Raw genomic sequence first — 26,929 nt, 5'->3', positions numbered from 1 at the left:
TTCACGGTGGCGGAAGCCGGCGGAGGAGGAAGACCCCCGCATCCGTCGGCTCCCGCTCCTTCGGCCTTCCGCGTCGTCAGCCCTCGGCCACGAGGGCCTGGAGCGCGATGTTGAGTTCGAGCACGTTGACCCGGGGCTCGCCGATGAAGCCGAGTGTGCGGCCCGCGGTGTGCTCGTCGACGAGCTTCTGGACCTGGGCAACGGTCAGGCCGTTGCGCTCGGCGACTCGGTGGACCTGAAGGTCGGCGTAGGCAGGGGAGATGTCCGGGTCGAGGCCGGAGCCCGAGGACGTCACGGCGTCGGCCGGGACCTGGGACGGCTCGACCCTGTGGTCGGGGGTGGAGTCGTCCTTGACGACCTTCGCCTTGGCCTCGTCCACCGACTGGACGAGCTTGTCGTTGTCGGCGGACAGGTTGGTGGCGCCTGAAAGGATCAGTTTGTACTGGGTGTTGACCGAGTTCTCGCCGAGCCCGTTCGCCGGGCGCGGCTGGAAGTAGTCCAGGCTGTAGCCCTGTTGCCCGATCAAGGACGAGCCGACGACCTTGCCGTCCGCCCTGATCTCGGAGCCGTTCGCCTTGTTGTCGAAGAACGCCTGCGCCACGCCCGTCACCACGAGCGGGTAGATCACGCCGGTGACCAGGGTCAGCACGAGGAGGGCGCGCAGCCCCGCACCGACCAACCGGGCCGTGTTCACAACGGAGTTGTTCATGGTCCTTCACCCGATCCCGGGGATCAGAGAGATGAGCAGGTCAACAAGCTTGATGCCGATGAACGGCGCGATCAGCCCGCCGATGCCGTAGATGGTCAGGTTGCGCCGCAGCATCCTGTCGGCGCTGACGGGCCGGTACCGCACGCCCTTCAGGGACAGCGGCACCAGGGCGATGATGATCAGCGCGTTGAAGACCACGGCCGACAGGATCGCGGAGTGGGGCGAGGACAGGCCCATGATGTTGAGCTTGTCCAGGCCCGGGTAGACCGCCGCGAACAGCGCGGGGATGATGGCGAAGTACTTGGCGACGTCGTTGGCGATGGAGAACGTCGTGAGCGCGCCCCGGGTGATGAGGAGTTGTTTGCCGATCTCGACGATCGCGATGAGCTTGGTCGGGTCGGAGTCGAGATCGACCATGTTGCCGGCTTCCTTGGCGGCCGACGTGCCCGTGTTCATCGCGACACCGACGTCGGCCTGGGCGAGGGCCGGGGCGTCGTTGGTGCCGTCGCCGGTCATCGCGACCAGCTTGCCGCCGGCCTGCTCGCGTTTGATGAGGGCCATCTTGTCCTCCGGGGTGGCCTCGGCGAGGAAGTCGTCGACGCCCGCCTCCTCGGCGATCGCCTTCGCGGTCAGCGGGTTGTCACCCGTGATCATGACGGTCTTGATGCCCATGCGGCGCAGTTCCTCGAACCGTTCCCGCATGCCGTCCTTGACGACGTCCTTGAGGTGGATGACTCCCAGGACGCGGGCTCCCTCCTCGTCGTCCACCGCGACGAGCAGCGGAGTGCCGCCCGCCTCGGAGATCCGGTCGGCGATCTCGTCCGCGTCCTCGGCGACTTCGCCGCCCTGCTCCTTCACCCAGGCGACGATCGAGGCCGTGGCGCCCTTGCGGACCTTACGGCCATCGACGTCGACACCGGACATCCGGGTCTGCGCGGTGAACTCGATCCATTCAGCGTGCACCAACTCGCCCTGGTGGCGTTCACGCTGCCCGTACTTCTCCCTCGCCAGGACGACGACGGAGCGCCCCTCGGGCGTCTCGTCGGCCAGCGACGACAGCTGGGCCGCATTCGCGACCTCCGCCTCCGTCGTGCCGCCCACCGGTACGAACTCGGCGGCCTGCCGGTTGCCGAGGGTGATGGTGCCGGTCTTGTCGAGCAGCAGCGTGGAGACGTCACCGGCGGCCTCGACCGCCCGGCCCGACATCGCCAGCACGTTGCGCTGGACCAGCCGGTCCATGCCGGCGATGCCGATCGCGGACAGCAGCGCGCCGATGGTGGTCGGTATCAGGCAGACCAGCAGGGCCACCAGTACGACCATCGTCAGGTGCGTACCGGCGTAGTCCGCGAACGGCGGGAGGGTGGCGCACGCGAGGAGGAAGACGATCGTCAGCGAGGCCAGCAGGATGTTCAGCGCGATCTCGTTGGGCGTCTTCTGCCGTGCGGCCCCCTCGACCAGATTGATCATCCGGTCGATGAAGGTCTCGCCCGGCCTCGTCGTGATCTTGATGACGATCCGGTCCGAGAGGACCTTCGTGCCGCCCGTGACGGCCGAACGGTCGCCGCCCGACTCACGGATGACCGGGGCCGATTCACCGGTGATCGCCGACTCGTCGACGGACGCGACGCCCTCGACGACGTCACCGTCACCGGGGATGACATCTCCGGCCTCGCAGACGACGAGGTCGCCGATCGTCAGCTCGGTGCCGGGGATCCGCTCTTCCGAGCCGTCGCTGAGCAGCCGTCGGGCGATCGTGTCGGTCTTGGCCTTTCGCAGGGTGTCGGCCTGGGCCTTGCCGCGGCCCTCGGCGACCGCCTCGGCCAGGTTGGCGAAGATCACGGTCAGCCACAGCCAGGCGCTGATCGTCCAGCCGAACCAATCGCCGGGTTCCTTGAAGGAGAAGACGGTCGTCAGAACCGAGCCGATCCACACCACGAACATGACGGGTGACTTGACCATCACCCGAGGGTCGAGCTTGCGGCAGGCCTCCGGCAGGGACTTGATCAGCTGCTTGGGATCGAAGAGGCCCGTGCCGACGCGTCCTTCGGCGGGCTTGTGCGCGGTGGGAGCGTCGCTGTGCGGCGCCCGCGTGGGAGTGGCTGTGGACATGGAGCCCTCTGACTTGTCTGTACGGGTGATCGTCACGCAAGCCCCTCGGCGAGCGGGCCCAGCGCCAGGGCGGGGAAGTACGTGAGGCCGGTGATGATCAGGATCGCGCCCACCAGCAGACCGGTGAACAGCGGCTTCTCGGTCCGCAGGGTGCCTGCCGTCATGGGCACCGGCTTCTGCTCGGCGAGTGAACCGGCCAGCGCCAGCACGAACACCATCGGCAGGAAGCGGCCGAGCAGCATCGCGAGTCCGGTCATGGTGTTGTACCAGTCGGTGTTCGCGTTCAGGCCGGCGAAGGCCGAGCCGTTGTTGTTCGAAGCGGAGGTGAAGGCGTAGAGCACCTCGGAGAAGCCGTGAGCGCCGGAATTCAGCATGGAGTGCGGCGGCGTCGGCAGGGCCATGGAGGCCGCGGTGAGGACGAGCACCAGCGCCGGAGTGATCAGGATGTAGCAGGCGGCGAGCTTGATCTCCCGCGCGCCGATCTTCTTCCCGAGGTACTCGGGCGTACGGCCGACCATCAGGCCGGCGATGAACACCGCGATGATCGCCATGACCAGCATGCCGTACAGCCCGGAGCCGACACCGCCGGGCGCGATCTCGCCCAGCATCATGCCGAGCATCGTGATGCCGCCGCCGAGGCCGGTGAAGGAGGAGTGGAAGGAGTCCACGGCGCCCGTCGAGGTGAGTGTGGTCGACACCGCGAAGATCGAGGACGCGCCGACGCCGAAACGGACCTCCTTGCCCTCGTACGCCCCGCCCGCGGCCTGGAGCGCCGGGCCGTGGTGGGCGAACTCGGTCCACATCATCAGGGCCACGAAGCCCAGCCAGATGGTGGCCATGGTGGCGAGGACGGCGTAGCCCTGCCTGACCGAGCCGACCATGATTCCGAAGGTCCGGGTCAGCGCGAACGGAATCACCAGCATCAGGAAGATCTCGAAGAGGTTGGTGAACGGCGTCGGATTCTCGAAGGGATGCGCGGAGTTGGCGTTGAAATACCCGCCGCCGTTCGTCCCCAGCTCCTTGATGGCCTCCTGCGAGGCGACCGCGCCGCCCTTCCACTGCTGCGGACCGCCCATGAACTGGCCGACCTCGTGGATCCCGGAGAAGTTCTGGATCACACCGCACGCCACCAGCACGATCGCGGCGGCCGCCGCCCCCGGCACCAGGATCCGCAGGGTGCCCCGCACCAGGTCGGACCAGAAGTTGCCGAGCTCACCGGTGCGCGAGCGGGCGAAGCCCCGCACCAGTGCGACGGCGACGGCCATGCCGACGGCGGCCGAGACGAAGTTCTGCACGGCGAGACCGACGGTCTGCACGACGTGCCCCATGGTCTGCTCGCCGTAGTACGACTGCCAGTTGGTGTTGGTCACGAACGACACAGCGGTGTTGAACGACTGCGCCGGATCGATTGAGGAGAACCCGAGCGAGCCGGGCAGAACGCCCTGGAGCCGCTGGAGCAGGTAGAGGAAGAGGACACCCACGGCCGAGAAGGCGAGCACACCGCGCAGGTACGCGGGCCAGGTCATCTCGGTGTCGGGATCGGCACCGATGCTCTTGTAGATCCACTTCTCGGCACGCAGGTGCTTCTTCGAGGAGTAGACCCGGGCCATGTAGGTGCCGACAGGGGCGTAGACGAGCGCCAGGGCGGCGATCAGGGCGAGCAGTTGGAGCACGCCGGCCAGTACCGGACCCATGGCCCCCGCTGCGGTAGCGGCTGATGTCACCGTCAGAACCTCTCCGGGAAGATCAAGGCGAGGACGAGATATCCCAGCAGGGCGACGGCCACGACCAGGCCGACGACGGTCTCGACGGTCACAGCTTCGTCACCCCCTTGGCGACGAGAGCCACCAGTGCGAACACCGCGATCGTGGCGACGACGAAGGCCACATCGGCCATCGCGAACTCCTGGAGTGAGGTTCGGTGGAAACGGACGATTAGAGGAAAGCTCCTCTTCGGCGGGATCAGGTCGCCCGTTGACGGCTTTCTTACGGCGGGGCCTACGGCTTTGACGGGACGTTGACGCCGCCTGCTCCGTACTTGCGAGCGGGCACCGTCCCGGGGGGCGGCTCACAGGAGCCGGAAACGGCGCGGGCAGATCGCCGCGTCCGTCTGCCCACCGCACGGCGTGCGCGACGGCCGCGCCCCCCGCTGGTGCTGGAGCACGCGACGGCGAAGCCGACGAAGACGCCGGTCGCGAAGAGCGGCACGAGGAGTGTGGGTGTCGCCGCCGGAGAAGACGAGCAGCGCGGCCGGGACGATGGCCGGAGCGAGGACGCCGTGCAGGTGGAACTGCCGGTCAGCCTTCAGGGCGAACACGTGCCGCGCCTTGCCGACATGTGTGGTGATGGCTCCGCCACGACGAGCCTTCCGGCCGTCGGTGATGACGGGATGCAGCGAGGGGGGGTAACGCGCACAGAGCGGCCGGGGCGCGTGGTGGACCGGATCTAAGCGGCTTGCACGGCCCTCTCCCTCGGGCGGCCAGGGGCCATGCCATGCCGCCCGCATGGTGCTCGCGGTGGTCGGACGAAATCCGCCCCGCGACGGGTGGTCGTTCCTGCACCTGGCTGCAAGGTGCCTGCTCTCGATCCTCGACCCATGCGCTGCGCGGGACGGTTCGGCGAGGCCGCGACGTGTGCAGACGCTCTACTGAGGGTTCATCGCACGTCCCCGCACCGGGCCGGGAACACAGCCGGGCTTCGTCCCATGACTGTGATCATCGAGACGGCTGTCTATCCGCGATGCGAACTTGGCTCTGCAGCGGCCGCCGAGGTCGCTTCGGGTTTCGTGCGGAGGATCTCGCGGGCCTGTTCCGCGGCGCGGGCGGTGCTCTCGGAGACGAAGTCGAGGAAGCGGGCGATGTTCTCGAGGCGGGTGGCGGCCGGGGTGCCCGGGACGAGGACGCGGACCCCCTGCCGTGCTGTCTCGACGACCTGGGCGATGGCTCGCGCACTGGCCATCATCGACTGGTACCAGACGTCGTCGTCGACGACGTAGCGCTCGCGGCGGCGTTCGCCTTGTTCCCGGCGGACGAGGCTCTGGCCTTCGAGGAACGCGATCGCTTTGGATACGGACGCCGGGCTGACCTGGAGGCGCTGGACGAGTTCGGACGCGGTGAGGCTGCCGGCGTCGGTGAGGGTGAGGCAGGCCAGCACCCGGGCCGTCATCGTGGGCATGCCCGAAGCCATCATGACGGTGGTGAGTGTCTCCTCGTACTCGCGCACGGCTTCGGCGTCACGTCCGTAGGCCTGCTCGGGAGGCTGGGCCCCTCGAGGTGCGGCCTGCCGACGGCGGTGGGCGCGGCGTTCGGTGGCGCGGTGGGCCAGGTCGGCGCGGTAGGTGTTGGGGCCGCCGTTGCGCATGACCTCGCGCGTGATCGTGGAGGTGGGGCGGTCCAGGCGCCTGGCGATCTCCGCGTAGGCGAGGCCGTCGGCCAGTCCCAGTGCGATCTGCTGGCGTTCCTGCTGGGTGAGCCTGCCTCCCGGCATCGCGGTCTCCTTCATGCCCCTTGGTGGTTGGCGCCTCAAATGTAGCGTTCGTATTCATTCATTGCAACGGGCATAAAGTCGACCATTGCTTTAGATGTGAGCTGGTTGCAATGTTTCCTCAGAGCCTACCAGTACAGATGACAGATCTGGGCAACGAAGTTGTTGCGCGGTCTTTTAACGCAACGTAGCTTTTCCCTCGTCGGAAACACCGGGCGGTAGGAGAGCCGGATGCAGAAGTTCGATACCCGCCCCCATCTCCGCGGTCATCGACATCCCGGCCGGGCGGGTGCAGGTCATCGCCGCGGGCCGGGCCGACACCACGGTCGAGGTCCGGCCCGCGGACCCGTCCAGGGGGCACAGGGCGTCTGTTCGAGATGCGTTTGACGACCGGGTGGCAGAGGCCGCACTTCGTCTCTGGAGCGCCGAACGCTTCGGCCACCCTGCTGCCGCGGGCCGGGCAACGGGCCGAACGACAGGAACCAGGTGTCGACCTTTTCGGCCAGTGCCGGGCTGTAATGCCCGCTGTGGCGCAGCGGGTGGTCCCGCGGCGGTCGTCGCCTCCTGGCGGGCGACGGCGCTCGGCAGGATGAGCGCGGCCCATCCGCCACGGCTTTCCCTCACTGTCCGTCTTCACTGGGCATTCGCTGGTGTGGGCGAAGCGGTCGCCGGTGTTATTCAATGAGGTATGCGGTCAGGGATCTCGGGGCCCGTCGCACAGGTTTGCGACCGCCTCGGCGCTGCGCCGGGGATTGCTGAGAGAGCCGGATGGAGGACTCCACACCCTCCCCCTCGTCCTCTTCGGCGTTCGACCTGGTCAGCCGCGCCTTGGGGCGCTATCTCCCGCGCGGTGGCGCGGCAGCGGCCGCTGGTTCTGCTGCGCAGGGCGACCGCGCCACGCGCCAACGCGTACCCGACAACCCGGCAGCCGGCCGCCAGGAGCAGATCCTGGGCGCGGTCAACCTGGACAGGGATCTGAACATCACCCGCTGCAATATGGAGGCCCCCGTGTTCGCGGGCCTGGATGCCGTGGCCGGGCGGCCATTCGTCGATCTCCTGCCCTCCGGGGACGTACCAACGGTCACACGGCGGTTGCGGCAGGTCGTGGAAACCGGTGAGGCGCACGTCGCCCGAATCCAGCGCCTGCGGCGCGGCGACGGGTCGGAGCTGGTGGTCTCGATGAGCATCCTGCCCGCCGCGCCGCCCGATGAGGGCCTGACCGTCTCTGTCATCGCCATGGCGAAGAGGCTGCACCTCTACGCCGCCGAGACCGCGATCGGTACCTCGCTGGACATCGGCGAGACCGCGCAGTCGCTGGCGGATTCCCTGTCGGCCTGGGGAGACGTGGCGGCCGTCGACCTCGACTTCGCGGTGTGGACCGGCGAGGGAGTCACCGGGCGGGCGAGGGGGCGCATCCGACTGCGGCGGGCGGCCCTGGTGCCGGACCGGGCGTGGCCCGAGGGCTACGTGACTCAGGCGACGATCTTCCCGGCGACGCGAGTCGCCTGCTGGCGCAGGCGGTACTGCGTGACGATGCCCCGCAGACCATCGTCATACCCGACCGGGAGGCGGTCGAGCGGGTATTCGCCAGTCCACGAGTGGTGCGTGCCCTGGTACCCGGTGACCGGGCGGCGGGTGTGGCGTGCATACCGCCGGTCTTGGACGGCGCGCCGCCCGTCGTACTGGGCGTGGCGGAGGTCTGGCGGCGGGCGGACCACCCCTTCCGCGACAGTGAGCTGTTCGACCTGCAGGAACTGGTGGCCAGGACCGCTCATCACGTCGACCTGGCTCGTCGGCACCAGCGCGAGCACACGCAGGTGCTGGCGTTGCAGCGTCGGCTCCTGCCCCGGACCGGCGGCGACACCATCCAGATCGCCAGCGTCTACCAGCCTGCCACCCCCGACAGCGCGGGTGTCGGCGGTGACTGGGTGAACAGCTTTCCGCTGCCGGACGGCCGTACCGCGCTGGTGGTCGGTGACGTCGTGGGGCACGGCCTGGGAGCCGCGGCCACCATGGGCCAGCTGAGTATGGAGGCCCGCGCGCTGCTGTCCGCGGGGCTCGCGCCCGACGAGGTGCTGGAGCACCTCGACGAGACCGTGTCGCTGCTGGACGACGCCGAGTCCGGGCTGGCGGCCGGCTACGGCGCCCTCGGTTCGACGTGCTGCATTGCCCTGTACGACCCGGTCAGCCATCGCGTGGCGCTGTCCAGCGCAGGCCACCTCCCCCCGATCCTGGTCTCCCCGGACGGGCACGCGGGCCCGCTCGCGCTCCGCCCTCACCCCGGCCTGGGCGCCGAGTTCGCGCTGCGGGAGCCGTTCGGCGTGCACACCTTCGACGCACCCCCGGGCTCGCTGCTCGCCCTCTACACCGACGGCCTGGTGGAGGATCCGGCCGTGTCGATCGACGAGGGCATCGGCAGGCTGGCGGACACCGTGTCCACGGTGCATCCCTGGGACGCTCTGCAGCAGGCGGCGCGGCACGTCGTCTCCGCGCTGGCGCCCGTGCGCCCGCGCGACGATGTGACCCTGCTGCTCGCCCGGACGATCGGCTACCGCAAGGGGGAGACCGCGACCTGGCGGCTGCCCGCCCGCGACGACGCCCCCGCCCGGGCCCGCGCGCCGGTTTCCGTGCTGCTGAGGCGATGGCGCACCAGGGACGACACCCGGGACGACGTGCTGCTGCTGGTCAGCGAGCTGGTGACGAACGCGGTGCGCTTCGCCGCCGGTCCCATCACGGTACGGCTGATCAGGGCCGGTCACGGCCTGCTGTGCGAGGTGGGCGACACCGGCAACGGCAGGCCACGTCTGGGGCGGGGCGGCCTGCTCGACGACGGCGGTCGTGGCCTGCCCATCGTGCACAGGCTCACCACCCGGTGGGGGGTGCGGTGGACGGACACCGGGAAGGTGGTCTGGGCGGAAGTCGCGAGGTAGTGCGGCCACGCGCCGGGGAAGCGGCCGACGTACGGAAGCGGCGAGAGTATGGGCGGCGTGTGCGTCAGCCACCCCCCGCAGTACGGACGGCACCCCAAGGGCTGGAATCAGAATGAGGTCTCCTCTGAGGCTCGGAAATGACGGCATGTCAGTTCGCGTCGATGCGGCCCGGAGGGGGTGGTTGCGACCGAGGCTCGTGGTGGGCGCAAGCCGTGGGAAATTGACGATGGGCTGTGGGAGCGTATCGAGCCGCTGTTGCCGGTGATTGAGCGGCGCTTCCGGTACCCGGGGCGTCGTCGGCTCGATGACCAACGGGTTTTGTGCGGCATCCTGTTCGTGTTCTACATCGGCATCCCCTGGCGCTACCTCCCGCAGGAACTCGGCTTCGGCTCCGGGATGACCTGCTGGAGGCGACTGCGAGAGTGGAACGAGGCCGGGGTCTGGCAGCCGCCTGCACGAGATGCTGCTGGCCGAACCGCGGGCAATGAAAGGTGGTGCGGCCGCCGGCCCGCCCCCGGTGGACCGGGGCAAGACCGCAGCAAGCATCACGTGATCGTCGAGGCCCACGGCATCCCGCTGGCCGCCACCTGACCGGCGGCAACCGCAACGACGTGACCCAGCTGATCCCACTGGTCCGAGCCGTCCCGCCGATCCGAGGCAAACGCGGCCAACCGCTGCACCGCCCGAAGCACCACTACGCCGACCGCGGCTACGACCACGAGAGCTACCGAGACCAGGTCCGACGGTTCGAAATCACCCCACACATCGCCCGGCGCGGCACCGAACACGGCTCGGACTCGGCGTACACCGCCGGGGCGCGGAAGGCGCCATCGCACTACTGCACTGGTTCCGCCGCCTACGCATCCGCTGGGAGATCCGCGACGACATCCATCAGGCCTTCACCACACTCAATTGTGCCGTCATCTGCTGGCGACGACTGAGGAGCCCGCTCTGATTCCAGTGCAAAATAAGGGGGAATCCCATGTCGCGAACTCGCGCCAAGCACAAGGAGGCGGAATGCTCGCTAACCCGTCGGCGCTGGCGGCCGGAAGGCGTCATTCGGTCGGACGGCGCTGGGATGGGACTGTTCTCGCCGTGGGCAATACCGCAGCCGCTGAATGTCGTGTCGAGGGATGGAAAGACGTCGTCGCGGTGGCAGCTGGCAACGTCCATACCGCGACGAACACGGGCAGGTCTCATACCGTGGGACTCCGGTCGGACGGTACGGTGCTGGCAACGGGGTGGAATGGCGACGGGCAATGTGATGTCGCCGGATGGCGAGGCATCACGGCCGTGGTCGCAGGCTGGCGCCGCACGCTCGGGCTACTCGCGAATGGCCGCGTGCTAGCAGTTGGCCGGAGTTCAGAAGGACAGTGCGACGTGCAGTCCTGGCGCGAGATGGTCGTCCTCTCGTGTGGTGACTGGCACTCGGTCGGCGTCCGGTCAGACGGTTCTGCACTGGCCACGGGGAACAACCGACGACGGCAGTGTGCCGTTGAAGGGTGGCGTGACCTAGCCGCCATTTCGGCCGGGTATCTCCATACCGTCGGCCTCAGAGCTGACGGGCGGGCAGTAGCGACTGGAGACCGGGCAACCGGGGCGTGCGAGGTCGATGAGTGGGAAGACGTGGTGGCGCTCGGCGCGGGCAGCTACCACACCATCGGGGTCACTGCGTCCGGACGGGTCCTCGCAGCAGGAGACAACAGCTACGGACAGTGCGAAGTCGGCGATTGGCGCCACATTGTCGCCGTGGCGGCCGGTTCAACGCACACCCTTGGCCTCCGTGCCAACGGCACTGTCGTGACCACAGGGAACAATACCGACAGACAGTGTGAAGTCGATGCCTGGTCCGGAGTCCAGCTTCCATAGGCCGCTGGGCCGCGCCAACGCGAACTGACACGCCGTCATCGCAAGATGACCCGGTCGCTGAAGCGTCGGCGGTGGCAGCCGAGCGGGTGATCCGGGCGGTACACCGGCCGCTGGGGCAGCAGGGCCGCGAAGTGGCCGGAGCGGTTCGGTCAGCCCCGATGGAAGCGCGGGCACAGGTCTCCCCAGTGATCACAGAGCCTCGCAACTCCATGATCACCACGACCTGTGCCCGTTCTGCTACCGAGCTCCCCACCACGCCTATCCGAGCGACCTCTCAGAAGACGGCGTCCTCGTTGGCCCAGTTCTTCCATTCCCACCAGACCGTGCGGGTGCCAGAGCGGTTCATCTCGCGGTTTCTCTCGAGGGCGCCGGTCTTCTGGTCGACGGTGATCATGTAGCCGCACAGGTGGGGTCGCGGGGTGTTCTTGTCCGTGAAGGGCAGGTTGAGGAAGTAGCCGTGCCAGTGGTTCTGCTGGACGAGCAGCTTGTGCAGCGCTCGTGCGGTGTTGTAGTTCCACCTCGGATCGTCGAGCGCGGACAGGGCGTAGATGCCCTCGTTGACGTCGCCCCAGAACACGACGTGCGTGTGGTTGGGGAACTGGGCCCTGTTTCCGTGCATGTAGTGTTCGAGGTCGGCCAGGCCCATCCTGTCGCGCAGGAACCTGATCTGTACGTCGACCGTCGTCATCGCCGTGTAGCCGACGTTCTCGCGCCAGGCCTCGTTCAGTGTCTCGAGCTTGCAGACGCCGCCTTCCTGGCTGGGCATGTGCTTGTAGAGGAAGGCGAAGCGGCCGGTCTGGGCCTTCATCTGGCTGAGCCATGTGGTGCCGCCGTTGTGGATGCCCTTGAAGTAGGGCCCCATGCCACCGCCGGGGACCATGAGGGTGTGCCTCTTGAGCCAACCCCCGGTCTCATCGTTGATGCCCTTGGCGATGTAGAGGGCGCGCTCACGCACCTGGGCGGTGTTGTCGAGGTTGGTCTCGATGGGCATGACGCCCTGCAGTGCTCCGGCGATCCCTTCGTCCTTGGCACGTTCGATGAGCGCACTCATCTCCGTGATGAACTCGTCTGCTCCCGGGTGATTCGGGTAGGCACCCCAGGCGACGTCGCCTCTCTGGAGCCATTGGCGCTTCCACAGGTAAACCCTCATACCCCGGAGGTGGAGCTCGCGCAGCAGGTCGATGACCTCGTCGTTGCGCTGCGTCAGCGTGGTGCCCTCAGGCAGGTCGGACAGGTTGGCGACCCGCAGGACGGCCGTCTTGAAGTGGTTGTCCTTCAACGCCCCGACGGCGGTGCTGTGGGAGAGGCCGACCGTGTCGAACCTGGTAGTGAGCGTGGTCGCCGTGTCACCCGGCTGCGCCGGCCGGGCCGCTCCTCGCCACTTGATCCCGCGGATGCTGTCGGGGTTCTGCGAGACGGGCGCGGCGAGGGCCCGTTCGGCGCCCAGCGTGCCTCCCGCCATCGCCGCACCGGCCACCGAGATGCCGATCCCCAGGAACTGGCGCCTTGTTGTCGTAACGGCCTCCTAGCGACCGCTGGGGTTAGTGGTCACCGGTATACAGGCGGCAGCAGGCCCGCGCGCTCACTCGTGTGGGGGTACGAGCCACCGCAGGAACGCTTACGGGCCCCTCTGCAGGCTCGGGCTCGAGCAAGCGAGGAGGCACCGATCCAAGGCAGTCGGTGTTGGCAGGTCGAACCCTGGCTAACGGAATAGCCTTCCCGGCGGCGCTCCAGCAGGTCAGCATCCGCCATGACACGCAGGTGCCTGGACAGCACGGCCTCACAGACGCCGACAAGGCGACGCGAAGGCTCGTCAAGGAGGTGTTCGGCGGAGGGCAGGCCGGGTCGGCTGACACGGCCGAGCCATTCCAGTGGACAGGGCAGTGCGGCGTGGGCCCGCACAGGCCAAGTCGGCTCGTGCTGCATCCGCGCTGCCCGGCCCTCGTTCGTCGAGCGTCGAGAACAAGCCGGGCGGAGGCTTGTTGACGGGCCGAGTGCACCCTGGGTGCCCCGGCCCGCACCGCCTCCACCCTGCGGGCCGTCTCCTTGCGGTCTCTCGCGGTTGCCGGGCCAGCGGCCGGCAGTCGGCGACGTCGAGTCGGGTATCAGCGTCGATGACGACCTGATGGTCCGTCGGCACCGGTGGTTCTTGGCCCGTCGCTGCCGCGCCGTCAGGTTGCCGCGCGGGATGTGCTGGTATCAGGGTATGGACAACAAGCGGCGCGTGTTGATTGTCGCCTACGACGATGCGCAGATTCTCGACATCGCATGTCCCAGTGGCGCGTTGGACATCGCCAACCGGTACGGCGCCGAGCCGCCGTACTTCGTCGAGCTGGGGACGCTGGGCCGGCGGGTCGCCCGTAGCTCGTCGGGGATTCTGGTGGGAGCAAGGCAGGGGCTGGAGACGGTCGCCGGGCATGTGGACACTCTGTTCGTGGTCGGTGGCATCGGCTGTGAGGACGCGGCGTCGGACGAGCGATTACTGGGCCAGGTGCGCCGGCTGGCCGGACTCAGTCGACGGGTGGCCTCCGTCTGTACCGGCGCCTATGTGCTCGCCGCCGCCGGACTGCTGGACCACCGGCGGGTGACGACCCATTGGGGGTGGGGGGAACGACTTGCCGAGCGTCATCCCGCCGTGGCCGTGGACGTCGCTCCTCTGTACATACGCGACGGCGACGTCTACACCTCGGCCGGGGTCATCAGCGCAGTCGACCTGACTCTGGCGCTGATCGAGGACGACCACGGGCCGACGCTGGCTCGCGCCGTCGCCCGGGAGCTCGTCACTCATCTGCACCGGCCGGCCGATCAGGCGCAGATCTCCATGTTCCTGGCAGCGCCTCCGCCGGATGACCGGCTGGTGCGGGACCTGATGGGGCATATCACCGCTCATCTGGCCGAGGACCTCACACCCACGGCCCTGGCGGCGCGGGCGGGTGCCAGCCCGCGGCACCTGACACGCCTGTTCACCACACACTTCGGTACGACTCCGGCACGGGCCGTGCGCGTGGCCCGGACCGAAGCGGCGGCGCAACTGGTGCGGTCAAGCGGACTGTCCATGGCGTCGATCGCACGTCGCTGCGGTTTCGGGTCGGCGCAGACGCTGCGGCAGGCGTTCCTGGACCACTATGGGGTCACGGGGGACAGGATTCGAAGGATGCCGGACATGCCGACTGCGCGTGTAGCGCCGAAGCGGAAGACTCCCCGGCCATGAGGCATCCGACGACACGCAGAAACGTACTCCGGGGGACCGTGGCAACCGCCGCCCTCACCGCCACGGCTGCGGCCCCGACCGCGGTGGCGCACGCTGCCCCGCGGGGCGGTGCGGGACCGGACATCGGAATCCTGCTGTACGACGGCTACAGCCTGCTGGACCCGACCGGTCCGGCCGAGGTGCTGTCCCGGCTGCCGGACGCGGCCGTGACGATGATCGCCGAGAAGCGCGGCTTGGTCCGCACGGACACATCCGACGTGGCCGTGGTCGCCGAGCGGTCCATCGACGAGGTGGACCGGCTCGACGTCCTGCTCGTGCCGGGCGCGGGCAACCGCGGCACCGTCGCGGCAATGAACAATGAGGCGCTTCGGCGCTGGATCTGCCATATCCACCGGCGCAGCCGATGGACGACCTCCGTGTGCACCGGCAGCATCATCCTTGCCGCGGCCGGGCTGCTGGACGGAAGGCGGGCGACGACCTACTGGGCTTCCGCCGAGTACCTCCAGTCCACGTTCGACGTCACCTACGTGCCGCAGCGCTACGTACGCTCAGGGAGAATCGTCACTGCGGCCGGGGTGTCGGCGGGAGTGGACATGGCCCTGTATCTCGCCTCCCTCATCGCCGACGACGACACGGCCAAAGCGATCCAACTCGCCGTCGAATACGACCCCCAACCCCCCCTTCGACTCCGGCAACGCCGCGGACGCCAGTCCACGACTGAAGGAGCGGGCCCTGCAGTTGCTCGCCGCCTCGCAGGTGTAGCCGAAGACGGGAGCCGCTGGGCGGACAGCCGTGGCACTCGTCTTCCCCAAGGCCGCGGGCGCGGCCGCCGCACAGATCCGGATGCGCGAGATCGGCGACCTCGCCGCGACCACTGGCGCGGCCACCTGGAACGGACGCGGGCGGGGCCGGCCACTCCTGCGCCGCGCGGGCGGCACCGGCACCGCGCCGGCCAACCGGTTCCGCAACCGCTCGACCCCGCGGGCCGAACCCGGCAGTGGGCACGGGGAAGCAGTCGTGGACGACGCCGTCGTGACTCCCGTCCCGGCCGGAGTCAGCCGGGCAGCAGCGTCATCCCCTTCGGCGCGGTGATGCCGAACGCCTCCTCCAGGAGCTGGCGCGCCTCCCCCTCACCGGCCACCTTGCGCTCGGTGACCGTCCCGTCGGCGCGGGTCTCCGTGAGGAGCCGGCCGTCGAGCAGGAGATGTCGCGCGGCGTCGACGCACTGGACGTAGAGGCGATGGGTGAACGGCGAGCGCGGGTTGGTGGCGACGTGCCAGTTGATGACGTCGAAGTCGGACTTCTCGAAGGGCTCCACAGTGAAGGCGTACTGGCCGATCCAGGCGTCCTTCGTCTGGTCGTGAGCCTGGAGCAGCCACATCTGGAGCGGACCGTCGTGCGGTACGTGCACCAGGCGGTGCCGTCGCCCGGCCCCGGCGAACTCGACGTCCGCGACCAGCGGGACCGGCTCGAGCAGCGCGCCGATCGTCCCGAAACCGACGTCCGCGAGATACGGCCGCGGTTCACCGGGCACCTCGACCAGCAACGCCATGTGCGTGCGCGGCCGGCTGATGATGCTGTCCGCCCCCAGGACGACCCGTGCGGTCAGCCGGGTCACCCGGAAGCCCAGCGTCTCCAGCGCGCAGGCCAACAGCGTGTTGTGCTCATAGCAGCAGCCGCCGCGCCGACTGTGGACCAGCTTGGTCATGAGGGCGGCCGGATCCAGGGAGGGGGCCGTACGACGCAGTGCGTCCAGGTTCTCGAACGGCAGGGCCCGCATGTGCGCCAGGTGCACACCGCGCAGGTTCACCAGGTCGGCCCGCCGTTCCCCCTCCCATCCGATCCGCCGGAGATAGGTGCCGAGGTCGAACTGCATGGAGTGGGAGTCGGACATGACGTCACCGTAATCACGCCCCTTCGGTCCCGTCCGCGGTCCGCAGCCTGAACCACCGCTCCGCCTTTGGCCCTAGTGCTCCACACAGACCCCCGACGGTGTCAGCCTCGGGGTTCTTGCCCCGGGCGTCGGGGCGAACGGTTCGCGGGGGCGCGCTTTGTGCACGGTTTCGACGACAGTGAGACGGACCCGCTGCCGGAGATCGGACTTCGCCCCTGGGAGTCCTGCCCGCAGTCCTGCCGTGAGGCGAAAGGGGCGGCGGTCCCGGCGGTCTTGCCCCGCGTTCGAACCGGGTGCAGACTTCGGAACCGCCTTCGCTGGTATTGGAGTTGGGCTTGTCACCTTCGGGAAGATCGTTACGGTCCCTGACCATCCTCTCGCACCGGAGAGCACGTACGGGCCGACGAACAACTGTGTGGGGATCGCAGATGTCCTGCGCCGCCGGGGGCACCGTGTGGTGTTCGCCGCGGAGAGGTCCTGGAAGGGCCGTCTCACGCCGCTCGGCTTCGAAGAGGACCTGGTCGATCTGACCCCGCCGCCCGAACAGCCCCAGGACGCGGGCCAGTTCTGGAAAGACTTCATACGGGACACCGCGCCCGAGTTCCGCAAGCCGACCATCGAGCAGCTGAGCACCTGGATCAAGCCGGTGTGGGAGGAGCTGGTTTCCGGCGCCCGGTACTGCGAGCCGCAGCTGAAGGAGATCATCGACCGGGTCCGGCCGGACGTGATCGCCGAGGACAACGTCGTCTGCTTCCCGGCGCTGACCACGGCGGGCGTTCCCTTCGTACGGATCGTCTCCTGCAACCCGCTGGAGATGAAGGGGGAGCGAGTTCCGCCGCCGTTCTCCGGGTATCCGACCGGGGACCGGAGCGGGTGGGACGAGTTCCGCGCCGAGTACGACCGCACGCACCGGACCCTGTGGAGCGACTTCAGTACCTGGGTGACCGAGCAGGGCGCGCGTCCGCTGCCCGACCTGGAGTTCGTCCACGAGGGCGATCTGAACCTGTACATCTATCCCGAGTCGGCCGACTACGCGCACGCCCGTCCGCTGGGCCCCACTTGGCACCGGCTGGACTCCTCGGTCCGCGAGACGGAGGAGAGGTTCACGCTGCCGCCCGGCCTGGCCGACGGTGGCGCGCTGATCTACTTCAGCCTCGGTTCGCTCGGCTCGGCCGACGTGGACCTCATGCGCCGGGTCATCGCCTCGCTCGCCCGCACCCCGCACCGCTACATCGTCTCCAAGGGCCCGCTGCACGACGAGATCGAGCTCCCGCCGAACATGTGGGGCAAGGAGTTCCTGCCGCAGACCCGGATCCTCCCCCTGGTCGACCTCGTCATCACGCACGGCGGCAACAACACGACCACCGAGGCCCTCCACTTCGGCAAGCCCGTGATCCTGCTGCCGCTGTTCTGGGACCAGCACGACAACGCCCAGCGCATGGCCGAACTGGGTTACGGCGTCCGGCTCGACCCGTACCGCTTTACCGACGCACAACTCCACGGCGCGATCGGCCGGTTGCTCGGCGATATGACCCTGCGGCGCACCCTCACCGAGGCCGGTGAGACGATTCGGGCGCGCGACGGGCTGCGTACGGCCGCGGATCTGATCGAGCGGGCCGCCACGACCTGACACCGGACTTCGGACGCCTCTCCGCTGGTCCTCGTCAGACCTAGGTCAACGAAGGTCAGGTGCTCGGGCAGCCGTCGAAGTCCCGTCGTTGTCGCGGTAAGGGACGACCGTGGCCTGCTGTTCCTCATCCGCGGGGACCGGACTGCTCGTCGTACGCGATCGACATCGACTCGGTGAGCATGCCGGCCGTGGAACCTCGCGCACGCCCAGGCACTCGCCGACGAGGCCTTCGCGCCGGGCGGCACCTGCGGCACCGCACGACGAACCCGCCACCGCCGCCCGCAGCGCTCAATCCGGCCGGTACGCACCCGCACCCGGCAACAGTGCGATGGCAGCGCCGACCGGGCGCCTTTACCACCCGTCACGCACCGCTGACCAGCCCATCGGTCGCCGCGTTCAGGTTGTGTTCAGGCCCGGACGAGCCTCGGGCAACGCGAGCACCAGAAGCGCCAAAAGTCCGGCAAAGTGGGCTGGGGCTACTGCCGAGCACCATGCGATCGTGCCAGCCATGACGACAGATCACCTCACTCACAACCGGCCTCCGCGTCACGCACGACATGTGGCGAGCAAGGTGCCGGAGGTGACCGTCTATTTCTGGATCATCAAGGTGCTGACGACCGGCATGGGTGAGACGGCCTCCGACTATCTGGCCCATGTGCTCGGTCCGGTCCCTGCCGTCGGCCTCGGCGGCATCGCTGTGGTGGCCGCCTTGGTGGCGCAGTTCGCCGTCCGGCGGTACGTGGCGTGGATCTACTGGACGGCGATCGTCATGGTCAGCGTTTTCGGCACGATGGCCGCAGACGTCCTGCACGTCGGCCTCGGTGTGCCCTACACACTCTCGACCCCGTTCTTCATGGCCGCGCTGGCTGCCGTATTCGCCCTCTGGTACCGCAGCGAGGGCACCCTGGCCATCCACAGCATCCACACCCGGCGCCGCGAGACCTTCTACTGGGCCGCGGTGCTGGCCACGTTCGCGCTGGGCACCGCATCTGGGGATCTCACCGCCACGATCGGCCTCGGCTACCTGGGCTCCGCCGTCCTGTACGCCGCCGCGATCGCCGTTCCGGCCGTCGCACACCGCTGGGGCAGCCTGAACGCGGTGGCCGCGTTCTGGGCGGCGTACGTCATCACCCGCCCGCTCGGCGCCTCCGTCGCCGACTGGATGGCCGTCGGCCACAACCGAGGCGGGCTCGATCTGGGCCTGGGGCCGGTCACGCTGTCCTGGACGGTGGCCATCCTCGGGTTCGTCGGTTACCTGGCCGTCTCTCGCAAGGACATCCAGCGCGACGTCATGGCGTGATACGCCGGTACCGTCGAGCTGGCCGCCCTCACCCGGCAGGCAGGCTGACCACGAACCGTCCCTTCGGCGCGTGCCCGGAGCCGTACCACGTCACCTCGCCGCCGGGGGAGCGGGTCAGGCGCCGCGCCAGCGGCAGTCCCAGCCCCGCTCCGCCGTGTCCGTCGCCGGGATCCGCCCGTCGGCCGGGCTGGAAGAGCTGCTCGGCGAACCGAGGTGGTACGCCGGCCCCGTCGTCGATGACGTCGACGCGTATGTCGTCGGGTGCGCGACAGGAGCGGACGGTGACGCCAGAGTCGGCGTAACCGCAGGCCTTGGTGAGGAGCGGGCTGGCGATGCGTTCGATGAGGGCGGTGCGCTCCGGCGTCCAGGCGGGGACTGTTGAGGGTGATCGCCAAGTGGATTGCCACGTCCGGGAGTCGGGAGAGGCGGGACCGGTCCGGCCCGCAGCCGACAGCGTCCGTCCCGCACCGGACTCGCCAGCTCGGAGCCACTCGCTCTGGACATGGTGATGCCTGGACCTATGGTCCTGACCGGTCGGCCGGGGGACGCGCGCTGCGCCCCGTCCGGGGCCGCGGTCGACGGTGCGGACGGGCGCCGGACGCGGAATCCAAGGGCCCTCCTCTCATGCACCCTCAGCCCGCCGGTCGTCGGCGCCCTCGGCACGTCCGGACGAACGTCACCGCCCGTGCTCACCCGGTGTTCGGCGGCGTACGCATCGACGTCACCGACGGCGGGCCGGATGTACCTTCCGGGAGTGTCGGACAGCTCTTCCCGCCAGGCCGCCGCGCAGTCACGGACGACGGGCACGGCGGAGCGGGCTCGGCCTGCCGCCGGTGCGGCGCCTGAGCCCGCTCCGCCGAGGAGCGAGGTGTCGTACGACGCCGGGCCCGCGCCCGGCGCACGGTTCGCGGTCAGCCTGCCCGCGGGCTACCGTGCCGCCCGCAATGGGCGTGCGGTCATGCTGCCGGCGAGTGCTGCGGCTCCGGCTCAATGACGTCCCTGCGGGTGACCGCCAGGTACACCACCAAGCCGAGGATGACCGTGAGGAACAGCGCGCTGGTGACGACGGTGCCCAAGCCCACGCCGCCGTCGCCGGTGGGCTGGGAGAGGAAGTCGCCGACCGAGGCGCCCAGCGGACGGGTGAGGATGTACGCGATCCAGAAGCTCCACACCGCGTCCAGGCCGAGCGCGAAGTGCGCGACGGCGACCGCGCCGATCGCCAGCGCGAACAGTACGGCGGACAGCCAGTACCCGAGGTTCATGCGCTCGGAGACGAGGTCGCCGGCCGCGGTGCCGAGGGCGAAGGTGAACAGGACCGCGAGCCAGTAGTAGGACTCCCGGCGTGTGGTGTCGACGCTGTGGATGGACAGGGTGCGCTCGCTGCGGTACCAGGCGGCGAACACGACCGCCAGGACAATCGCGAACACCGTGGTGCTGACCTCCAGCGGAACGCCCATGTTGTCGGTGAGGTTGTCGCTGATGAGGGTGCCGACGACGCTGATCAGAGCGACGGCGAGCCAGTACACGCCCGCACGGTAGGCGCTGGTGCGGAACTGCATGACCAGTACCGCCGCCAGCAGCACGCTCATCAGCAGCGACACACCGGTCAGGCCCAGGCCGGCCTTCTCGTTGAGCAGGTCGGCCGCGGTCTCGCCCACCGTCGTGCACAACACCTTGATCACCCAGAAGTACAGGGTGATTTCGGGCACCTTGTTCCAGAGAGGGCGGGAACGGCGGCGGTGGCCGGGCGCGGCAGCGGCGGGGCCGTGGACCAGCGGGATCTCGGAAGTCTCAGATGTCTCGGATGTCATGCAGCCGACCGTGTCACCCGGAACCTGAACACATCCTGACTGCGTCGCGGTGCCCAGGAGGTGGTGGGTGCACCGTCCCGGGGCCGCAGCGGGGCCCGGCCGGGATCGGGCCTTGCCTTCTGCGGTGATTGCATGGTGGCCGCGGGAGACCTGTCCGAGATGTCGGCGAGGTGAACGGGTTCACGGCGCAGCGAGGGACAAGAAGCCTTGGCGGAGGCGTCCTCCCACCTGGAGCTCGATCGCGAGGCCGAGGAGGTCACCATCGCCGTCATGGCGGCTTCCCGGCTGCTGGTGGCGATCTCCGCACGCGCGCTTGCCTCGACCATCGGCGAGCCGCAACGCGAGTCCGCAGGAGTTCGAACGAGGCCCGGCCGCACACCGCTCGTTTGTGTGTTTTCACCCGGTTGACGTGACCGCCGACCACGCCGGAACTCCACGGCGGGGTCAGGCCGGCGGTCACGGCATCGAGGTCCTGACGGAGGAATCCGGCGAAGCCCCGCATCGGCTTCGGCGCATCCTGCTCGGCTTGGCGGATCCACTCCAGCAGCGGGTATCCGTGCTGATGACGGACGCGGTCGCCGGAGGTGGGGCACCACCCCGGCGTCCGGTCAGCTGGCGGCGAGGAACTCGAGCGTGTCGATCACACGGTTCGAGAAGCCCCACTCGTTGTCGTACCACGCGACCACCTTGACGTGGCGGCCGTCGACGCGTGTGAGGGCCGAATCAAAGATCGAGGAGGCGGGATTGCCCGTGATGTCGGACGACACGAGCGGGTCGTCCGAGTACTCGAGGATGCCGGCGAGCGGCCCCTGAGCCGCGGCGCGGTACGCCGCCAGCACGTCGTCGCGCGTCACGTCGCGGGCGACGGTCGTGTTGAGTTCCACGATCGAACCCACCGGCACCGGTACGCGGATCGAGTCCCCCGACAGCTTGCCGTCGAGGTTCGGCAGCACCAGGCCGATCGCCTTGGCGGCGCCGGTCGTGGTCGGCACGATGTTGACGCCGGCGGCCCGGGCGCGACGGGCGTCGCGGTGCGGACCGTCCTGCAGGTTCTGCTCCTGCGTGTAGGCGTGCACCGTCGTCATGAACCCGTGCTCGATCCCGGCGAGTTCATCGAGGACCGCGGCCAGCGGCGCGAGCGCGTTGGTGGTGCAGGAGGCGTTCGAGACGATCGTGTGAGCGGCCGGGTCGTAGGCATCGGTGTTGACCCCGAACGCGAGCGTGACGTCGGCGCCGTCCGACGGCGCGCTGACGAGTACCTTCCTCGCGCCCGCGTCGAGGTGGGCGCGGGCGGCCTTGGCCGAGGTGAAGCGGCCGGTGGCCTCCAGGACGATGTCGACGCCGAGTTCGGCCCACGGCAGCTGCGCCGGTTCGCGCTCGGCCAGCACCGTGATCCGACGGCCGTCGACGACGAGGGCGTCCCCGTCGACGGTGACCGGACGCCCGAGCCGGCCGGCCGTGCTGTCGTAGGCGAGCAGCCGGGCGAGAGTGGCGGGCTCTGTCAGGTCGTTGACGGCGACGACGTCGAGGGCGCTGTCGCGCTCCAGCAGTGCGCGCAGCACATTGCGTCCGATGCGGCCGAATCCGTTGACGGCGATGCGAGTCATGAGTGATCTCCCCTTCCCTTCACCACCAGACTCACCTGCGGCTGTCGCAGCCGACAGTGGCGGGATCGCCACGGTTCAAAAGGATCCCGCCACACGGCGCCGGGCGGTTCACTCGCCCCGGGTGAAGGTGCGCCGGTACTCGCTCGGTGTGGTGCCGAGGATGCGCTGGAAGTGCAGGCGCAGGTTCGCGCCGGTGCCGAGCCCTACATCGGCGGCGATGTGTTCGACGCTGCGCTGCGAGCGCTCGAGCAGTTCGCGGGCCAGGTCGATGCGGGCGCGCATCACCCACTGCATCGGCGTGTAGCCGGTCTCCTCGACGAAGCGCCGGGAGAACGTGCGCGGCGAGACCCCCGCCTGCCGCGCCAGTATGTCGAGGGTGAGGGGCTCGCCGAGCCGGTGCAGCGCCCACTCGCGGGTGGCGGTGAACCGCTCGCCGAGCGGCTCGGGGACGCTGCGCGGCACGTACTGGGCCTGCCCGCCGCTGCGGTAGGGGGCCGCAACCAGACGCCGGGCCGCGTGGTTGGACGCGGCCACTCCGAGGTCGCCGCGCAGGATGTGCAGGCACAGGTCGATGCCGGAGGCGGCGCCGGCCGAGGTGAGCACGCTGCCCTCGTCGACGAACAGCACGTTCTCGTCCACCTGGACGAGCGGATGCCTGGCCACGAGTGCCCGCGTGTAGTGCCAGTGCGTCGTGGCGCGCCTGCCGTCGAGCAGGCCCGTCGCGGCGAGCGCGAAGGCGCCCGTCGAGATGGCGGCGAGCCGCGCGCCCCGGTCGTGGGCGGCGACCAGTGCGTCGACGACGGCCTGCGGCGGGGCGTCGCGGTCCGGGAACCGGTAGCCGGGGACGAAGACGATGTCGGCCCACGCAAGCGCGTCGAGGCCGTGGGCGACGTAGTAGGCGAGGCCATCGCCGCCGGTCACGGGGCCGGGTGTCGCCCCGCACACCCGCACCTCGTACGGCATGCTCGCGCGGGTCGTGAAAACCTGCGCGGGAATCCCGACGTCGAGCGGCTTCGCACCCTCGAGCACAAGAACGGCGACACGATGCAGGCGGGAGGCTGGCACAGGAAGAGGTTACGTGGGGGCGTGACTTCGATACGCCTGTGATTTGTTCGAGGCCCAAGGGCGACTGCCTTCGCTGAGCCGGCATGGCTTCATCCCACCCGGTGCAGCTCCATCCCTCACACCGGTCGAGTGTTGACCACAGGGTTTGTGAGTGGCCATGGCACGCCATGCCGCTGTCTCACGCATGGTGGACTCGGTTCGGTGCAGCCAGCCCGGTCGGGGCAGGCCGGTGTTCTTGAGGCGGGTAAGAGGTCCCCTCAGGAAGTGATCGGTGGAGACTTGGCCTCTTTCGGAGTCGTAGGCAAGGCCGGGGGAGGGCTGGGGTGGGGTCGGAGACCGCGGCCACCGGTGCAGCCCGGAGGTCAGGAGCCGGCCGGCTTCGTCCCGGTCTACGGCGCGACGGTCGCCTGCGGCGTCACGGCCGTCCGCGTGGCTCTGGACGTGGGGCGCGAAACCAAGCCGGACGATTCACTCCAGCCTGACGGGCGCCTGCGTCGGCCGTGTTTCTGCTCGGCCAGGAGATGCATCGGGCTGCGGCTCGCGCACCGAGCTTGCCGAGGTCGGGTGCGGGACGGGGCGTGCGGGGCATCGCGCGCCTGCCGCCCCGCCCTCGCCTGGGCCCGCCGGCCGTTCGGCTGCATCGAGGCCCGCCGTGCGCGTTCGGCCATTCGGGCTCATCCTGAAAACCGGGCCACGAAGCCCGCAGACCGACCTGACGGGAGGCTCTGTGATTCTGCTTGCCCTGCTTCTACCGGTTGTGATGATGGCGTTCCTCTTCGCTGCAGACGCGCTCGAGGACCTCTTCTTTCCTCGCCCAGCAGCCCCGGAAGAAGTCGCCCCCGCGAGCGACGGCGCCGGATCACCGCACCCCGACAGCGCGGGCTGATTGTGCCCTTCGTGTCTGACCGTCGACGAGCACGGCATGTCAGACGTCGGACGGTCATCGACCCGTTCAGGCAGGGGTGCGTGTCGACGCGCGGGGCGTCTCTCCGGTCGACGGGGAGACAAGCACGGTCGGATGTTTCAGACTCGAAGGAGGGCTGCCTGGTCGATCGCGTGAGGGGCCGGACCCGTGCATGATGTGCCGCTGTGGCTGTGGATGGCGTTCGCCGTCACCGTGATCGTGTCGTTGACGGTGGATCTGCTGGCGCACCGCAAGGCACATGTCATCGGGTTCCGGGAGGCCGCCGCCTGGAGCGGCGTGTGGGTGGGATTGGCGGTCGTATTCGGGGTCGTGGTCTTCCTGGTGGTCGGTACGACCGCCGGCACCGAGTACACCACCGCGTGGCTGTTGGAGAAGAGCCTGTCGGTGGACAACCTCTTCGTCTTCGCGGTGATCTTCGCCTACTTCAAGGTGCCCCGTGCCTACCAGCACCGGGTCCTGTTCTTCGGTGTGATGGGTGCCCTGGTCTTCCGGGGGATCTTCCTCTCCCTCGGTGTCGCCGTCGTCAGCCGCTTCACCGCGGTGCTGTTCGCCTTCGCCGCTGTTCTCTTCTACAGCACCTACAAACTTTTCAGGGGTGACGAGGAGACCTTCGACCCCGGCAAGAGCTTCGCCCTGCGGCTGCTGCGCAAGATCGTGCCCGTGCGGGACGAGTACGCGGGCATGAAGTTCTTCGTCAGGGAGGCCGGTAAACGCGTGGCCACCCCGCTCCTGGCGGTGGTCGCCGCGATCGAGGCGGCAGACCTGATCTTCGCCGTGGACAGCGTGCCGGCCGTTCTGGCCGTCAGCGACGATGCCTTCATCGTGTACACCAGCAACGCGTTCGCGATCCTTGGCCTGCGGGCCCTGTACTTCATGCTGGCCGGGCTTCTGGACCGTTTCCACTACCTGAACATCGGCCTTGCGATCATCTTGGGCTTCATCGGCGTCAAGCTCATCCTGCAGGCTTCCCACAAATTGATCAGTCCCGACATCCCGGAAGTCCCCTCACCGATCAGTCTTGCGGTCATCGTCGTCGTCCTCGCTGCTTCCGTCGCTCTCAGCTTGCTGCGCCCCGTGCCACCGCATCCCACGCCGGAGGTTGAGGAGGAGACGGCAGCCTCACAGTCGGACCCGGCCGCCAGGACCCCGAGACCCGGCCGTGACCCGCACGCAGGAGTCGAGCACCGGGACGACCCCTCTGACGGGCGCTGAACTGCGCCGCGCCATGAAGCAACGGGGTAATAGTGCATTTTCGTGGCGAAACGGCCTATTGTTCAAGAATGGGCAAAGCCAAGCAGAGGACCGGCCCGCGAGGGTCGCTTGCGTGCCCGGTCTGCAAGCACACCGTTGACGTGATCATCAAGGGACGGCACAAGACGCTCGGGGTCTTCGTGCCCGTCTGGGGCCCTGGTGCCTGCCGCAACCCCGACTGCCCCGTATATCTGGAGGAGCCGGAGCTCAAGAAGTCCCGAAAGCGCTGACCTCCTGACCCCAACCCACGGAAGACCGATGCTGATGGACCGATGCACAGCGGGCGTACCCAGGCGCACACCGGCAGCGGATGAAGACCACGCGGCTGCGCATCGTGGACCGCGCCTGATGCCGGCGTACTCGGCCGCGACAGACCAGGCCACGGATGCCGTCGTTTCACCGGTCAACTCACACAATGAGTGGGACCCGCTGGAGGAGATCGTCGTCGGTCGTCTCGAGGCCGCGACGATCCCCTCCCGCCATCCGGTCGTGACCTGCAACGTGCCGCCGTGGGCCCGGCGGTTCCTGGGGCTCGCCGAAGGCATCAGATATCCGCGTGTGCTGATCGAGCGGGCGCAGCAGGAGATCGACGGTTTCGTGGCCCTGCTGGAGTCCCTCGGCGTCACGGTCCGGCGCCCGGAGGCGGTCGACCACCGGCGACGCTTCGGCACCCCCGACTGGACCTCGCGCGGCTTCTGCAACACCTGCCCCCGCGACAGCATGCTGGTGATCGGTGACGAGATCATCGAGACGCCGATGGCGTGGCCGTGCCGGTACTTCGAGACGCACTCCTACCGCCCGATCCTCAAGGACTACTTCCGGCGCGGCGCGCGCTGGACGGCGGCACCCAAGCCGCAGCTGACGGACGAGCTGTTCGAAGCGGACTTCCGTGTCCCCGGGCCCGGTGAGCCCATGCGGTACATCCTCACCGAGTTCGAGCCCGTCTTCGACGCGGCGGACTTCGTCCGGGCCGGGCGGGATCTGTTCGTCACCCGCAGCAACGTCACCAACCGGATGGGCATCGACTGGCTGCGCCGCCACCTCGGACCGCGGTACCGCATCCACGAGATCGAGAGCCGCTGCCGCACGCCCATGCACATCGACACCACGTTCGTCCTGCTCGCGCCGGGAAAGGT

Annotated in this window: 19 protein-coding genes and 5 pseudogenes; 11 read left to right on the top strand and 13 right to left on the bottom strand. The window is 69.0% G+C overall.

Going from position 1 to position 26,929, the window contains the following annotated elements:
- Nucleotides 1-76: 76 nt before the first annotated feature.
- From ACWD1U_RS13125 to ACWD1U_RS13100, 6 genes and pseudogenes are all read right to left on the bottom strand, one after another.
- Nucleotides 77-709, bottom strand: a complete 633-nt coding sequence (locus tag ACWD1U_RS13125; RefSeq protein ID WP_451107057.1) for a potassium-transporting ATPase subunit C — start codon at nucleotides 707-709, stop codon at nucleotides 77-79.
- A gap of 6 nt (nucleotides 710-715) precedes the next feature.
- Complete coding sequence (kdpB, locus tag ACWD1U_RS13120) at nucleotides 716-2,818, bottom strand: potassium-transporting ATPase subunit KdpB (protein WP_451107055.1); 2,103 nt, start codon at nucleotides 2,816-2,818, stop codon at nucleotides 716-718.
- A 32-nt stretch (nucleotides 2,819-2,850) separates the two neighbouring features.
- Complete coding sequence (gene kdpA, locus ACWD1U_RS13115; protein WP_451107053.1) at nucleotides 2,851-4,512, bottom strand: potassium-transporting ATPase subunit KdpA; 1,662 nt, start codon at nucleotides 4,510-4,512, stop codon at nucleotides 2,851-2,853.
- A 32-nt stretch (nucleotides 4,513-4,544) separates the two neighbouring features.
- Nucleotides 4,545-4,634: a K(+)-transporting ATPase subunit F gene (gene kdpF, locus ACWD1U_RS13110; RefSeq protein ID WP_451107052.1), complete on the bottom strand. Its 90-nt coding sequence runs from the start codon at nucleotides 4,632-4,634 to the stop codon at nucleotides 4,545-4,547.
- Between the two features lie 346 nt (nucleotides 4,635-4,980).
- Nucleotides 4,981-5,137: pseudogene (locus ACWD1U_RS13105) on the bottom strand (amino acid permease); the annotation flags it as partial.
- Nucleotides 5,138-5,547: 410 nt separating this feature from the next.
- Nucleotides 5,548-6,303 (bottom strand): helix-turn-helix domain-containing protein, encoded by a 756-nt coding sequence (locus tag ACWD1U_RS13100; RefSeq protein ID WP_451107050.1) that lies wholly within the window; start codon nucleotides 6,301-6,303, stop codon nucleotides 5,548-5,550.
- 765 nt (nucleotides 6,304-7,068) lie between these two features.
- Here ACWD1U_RS13100 and ACWD1U_RS13095 point away from each other — a divergent pair.
- From ACWD1U_RS13095 to ACWD1U_RS13085, 3 genes and pseudogenes are all read left to right on the top strand, one after another.
- A pseudogene (locus tag ACWD1U_RS13095) lies at nucleotides 7,069-9,230 on the top strand (SpoIIE family protein phosphatase).
- Nucleotides 9,231-9,449: 219 nt separating this feature from the next.
- Nucleotides 9,450-10,185, top strand: a pseudogene (locus ACWD1U_RS13090) (IS5 family transposase).
- Between the two features lie 62 nt (nucleotides 10,186-10,247).
- On the top strand, nucleotides 10,248-11,099 hold the full coding sequence (locus ACWD1U_RS13085) for an RCC1 domain-containing protein (RefSeq protein ID WP_451107048.1): 852 nt from the start codon (nucleotides 10,248-10,250) through the stop codon (nucleotides 11,097-11,099).
- A 44-nt stretch (nucleotides 11,100-11,143) separates the two neighbouring features.
- Here ACWD1U_RS13085 and ACWD1U_RS13080 read toward each other — a convergent pair.
- Both ACWD1U_RS13080 and ACWD1U_RS13075 read right to left on the bottom strand, forming a co-directional pair.
- Nucleotides 11,144-11,273 (bottom strand): annotated as a pseudogene (locus tag ACWD1U_RS13080) (IS5/IS1182 family transposase); the annotation flags it as partial.
- A gap of 100 nt (nucleotides 11,274-11,373) precedes the next feature.
- Entirely contained in the window at nucleotides 11,374-12,561 is a 1,188-nt protein-coding gene (locus ACWD1U_RS13075; protein ID WP_451107047.1) for a hypothetical protein, read from the bottom strand.
- A 762-nt stretch (nucleotides 12,562-13,323) separates the two neighbouring features.
- Here ACWD1U_RS13075 and ACWD1U_RS13070 point away from each other — a divergent pair.
- The 3 genes and pseudogenes from ACWD1U_RS13070 (at nucleotide 13,324) to ACWD1U_RS13060 (ending at nucleotide 15,402) form a co-directional block, all read left to right on the top strand.
- On the top strand, nucleotides 13,324-14,310 hold the full coding sequence (locus ACWD1U_RS13070) for a GlxA family transcriptional regulator (RefSeq protein ID WP_451107517.1): 987 nt from the start codon (nucleotides 13,324-13,326) through the stop codon (nucleotides 14,308-14,310).
- Nucleotides 14,307-14,858 (top strand): annotated as a pseudogene (locus ACWD1U_RS13065) (DJ-1/PfpI family protein); the annotation flags it as partial. The gene ACWD1U_RS13070 and the pseudogene ACWD1U_RS13065, both read left to right, overlap by 4 nt.
- A gap of 244 nt (nucleotides 14,859-15,102) precedes the next feature.
- Complete coding sequence (locus ACWD1U_RS13060; RefSeq protein WP_451107542.1) at nucleotides 15,103-15,402, top strand: hypothetical protein; 300 nt, start codon at nucleotides 15,103-15,105, stop codon at nucleotides 15,400-15,402.
- Here the strand turns inward: ACWD1U_RS13060 and ACWD1U_RS13055 are convergent.
- Nucleotides 15,365-16,204: an arylamine N-acetyltransferase family protein gene (locus ACWD1U_RS13055; protein ID WP_451107045.1), complete on the bottom strand. Its 840-nt coding sequence runs from the start codon at nucleotides 16,202-16,204 to the stop codon at nucleotides 15,365-15,367. The genes ACWD1U_RS13060 and ACWD1U_RS13055 overlap by 38 nt on opposite strands.
- Before the next feature lie 415 nt (nucleotides 16,205-16,619).
- On the opposite strand from ACWD1U_RS13055, the gene ACWD1U_RS13050 reads away from it, so the two are divergent.
- Together ACWD1U_RS13050 and ACWD1U_RS13045 are read left to right on the top strand one after the other, a co-directional pair.
- Nucleotides 16,620-17,834, top strand: a complete 1,215-nt coding sequence (locus tag ACWD1U_RS13050) for a nucleotide disphospho-sugar-binding domain-containing protein (protein WP_451107043.1) — start codon at nucleotides 16,620-16,622, stop codon at nucleotides 17,832-17,834.
- Nucleotides 17,835-18,342: 508 nt separating this feature from the next.
- Nucleotides 18,343-19,134 carry a COG4705 family protein gene (locus ACWD1U_RS13045; protein WP_451107041.1) on the top strand — a complete coding sequence of 264 codons (792 nt, stop codon included), beginning with the start codon at nucleotides 18,343-18,345 and terminating at the stop codon, nucleotides 19,132-19,134.
- 28 nt (nucleotides 19,135-19,162) lie between these two features.
- On the opposite strand, the gene ACWD1U_RS13040 is transcribed toward ACWD1U_RS13045, so the two are convergent.
- Both ACWD1U_RS13040 and ACWD1U_RS13035 read right to left on the bottom strand, forming a co-directional pair.
- Nucleotides 19,163-19,468, bottom strand: a complete 306-nt coding sequence (locus ACWD1U_RS13040; RefSeq protein WP_451107516.1) for an ATP-binding protein — start codon at nucleotides 19,466-19,468, stop codon at nucleotides 19,163-19,165.
- 622 nt (nucleotides 19,469-20,090) lie between these two features.
- Nucleotides 20,091-20,945 carry a COG4705 family protein gene (locus ACWD1U_RS13035; RefSeq protein ID WP_451107040.1) on the bottom strand — a complete coding sequence of 285 codons (855 nt, stop codon included), beginning with the start codon at nucleotides 20,943-20,945 and terminating at the stop codon, nucleotides 20,091-20,093.
- Nucleotides 20,946-21,152: 207 nt separating this feature from the next.
- Here ACWD1U_RS13035 and ACWD1U_RS13030 point away from each other — a divergent pair, with 207 nt between their 5' ends.
- Nucleotides 21,153-21,353: a hypothetical protein gene (locus tag ACWD1U_RS13030; RefSeq protein ID WP_451107038.1), complete on the top strand. Its 201-nt coding sequence runs from the start codon at nucleotides 21,153-21,155 to the stop codon at nucleotides 21,351-21,353.
- A 200-nt stretch (nucleotides 21,354-21,553) separates the two neighbouring features.
- Here the strand turns inward: ACWD1U_RS13030 and gap are convergent, their stop codons facing one another.
- Together gap and ACWD1U_RS13020 are read right to left on the bottom strand one after the other, a co-directional pair.
- Nucleotides 21,554-22,552: a type I glyceraldehyde-3-phosphate dehydrogenase gene (gene gap / locus ACWD1U_RS13025; RefSeq protein ID WP_451107036.1), complete on the bottom strand. Its 999-nt coding sequence runs from the start codon at nucleotides 22,550-22,552 to the stop codon at nucleotides 21,554-21,556.
- Nucleotides 22,553-22,660: 108 nt separating this feature from the next.
- Nucleotides 22,661-23,617, bottom strand: coding sequence for a GlxA family transcriptional regulator (locus ACWD1U_RS13020; protein ID WP_451107034.1), 957 nt, complete (start codon nucleotides 23,615-23,617; stop codon nucleotides 22,661-22,663).
- Nucleotides 23,618-24,689: 1,072 nt separating this feature from the next.
- On the opposite strand from ACWD1U_RS13020, the gene ACWD1U_RS13015 reads away from it, so the two are divergent.
- Together ACWD1U_RS13015 and ACWD1U_RS13010 are read left to right on the top strand one after the other, a co-directional pair.
- Nucleotides 24,690-25,754 carry a TerC family protein gene (locus ACWD1U_RS13015; protein WP_451107032.1) on the top strand — a complete coding sequence of 355 codons (1,065 nt, stop codon included), beginning with the start codon at nucleotides 24,690-24,692 and terminating at the stop codon, nucleotides 25,752-25,754.
- A 387-nt stretch (nucleotides 25,755-26,141) separates the two neighbouring features.
- On the top strand, nucleotides 26,142-26,929 hold a 788-nt coding region (locus ACWD1U_RS13010; RefSeq protein ID WP_451107030.1), incomplete at its 3' end, for an amidinotransferase.

It is taken from the genome of Streptomyces sp. NPDC002788 (assembly GCF_053592115.1).
Note: the sequence above shows the minus strand (reverse complement) of the source record. Positions and strands in the feature narration are given on the sequence as shown.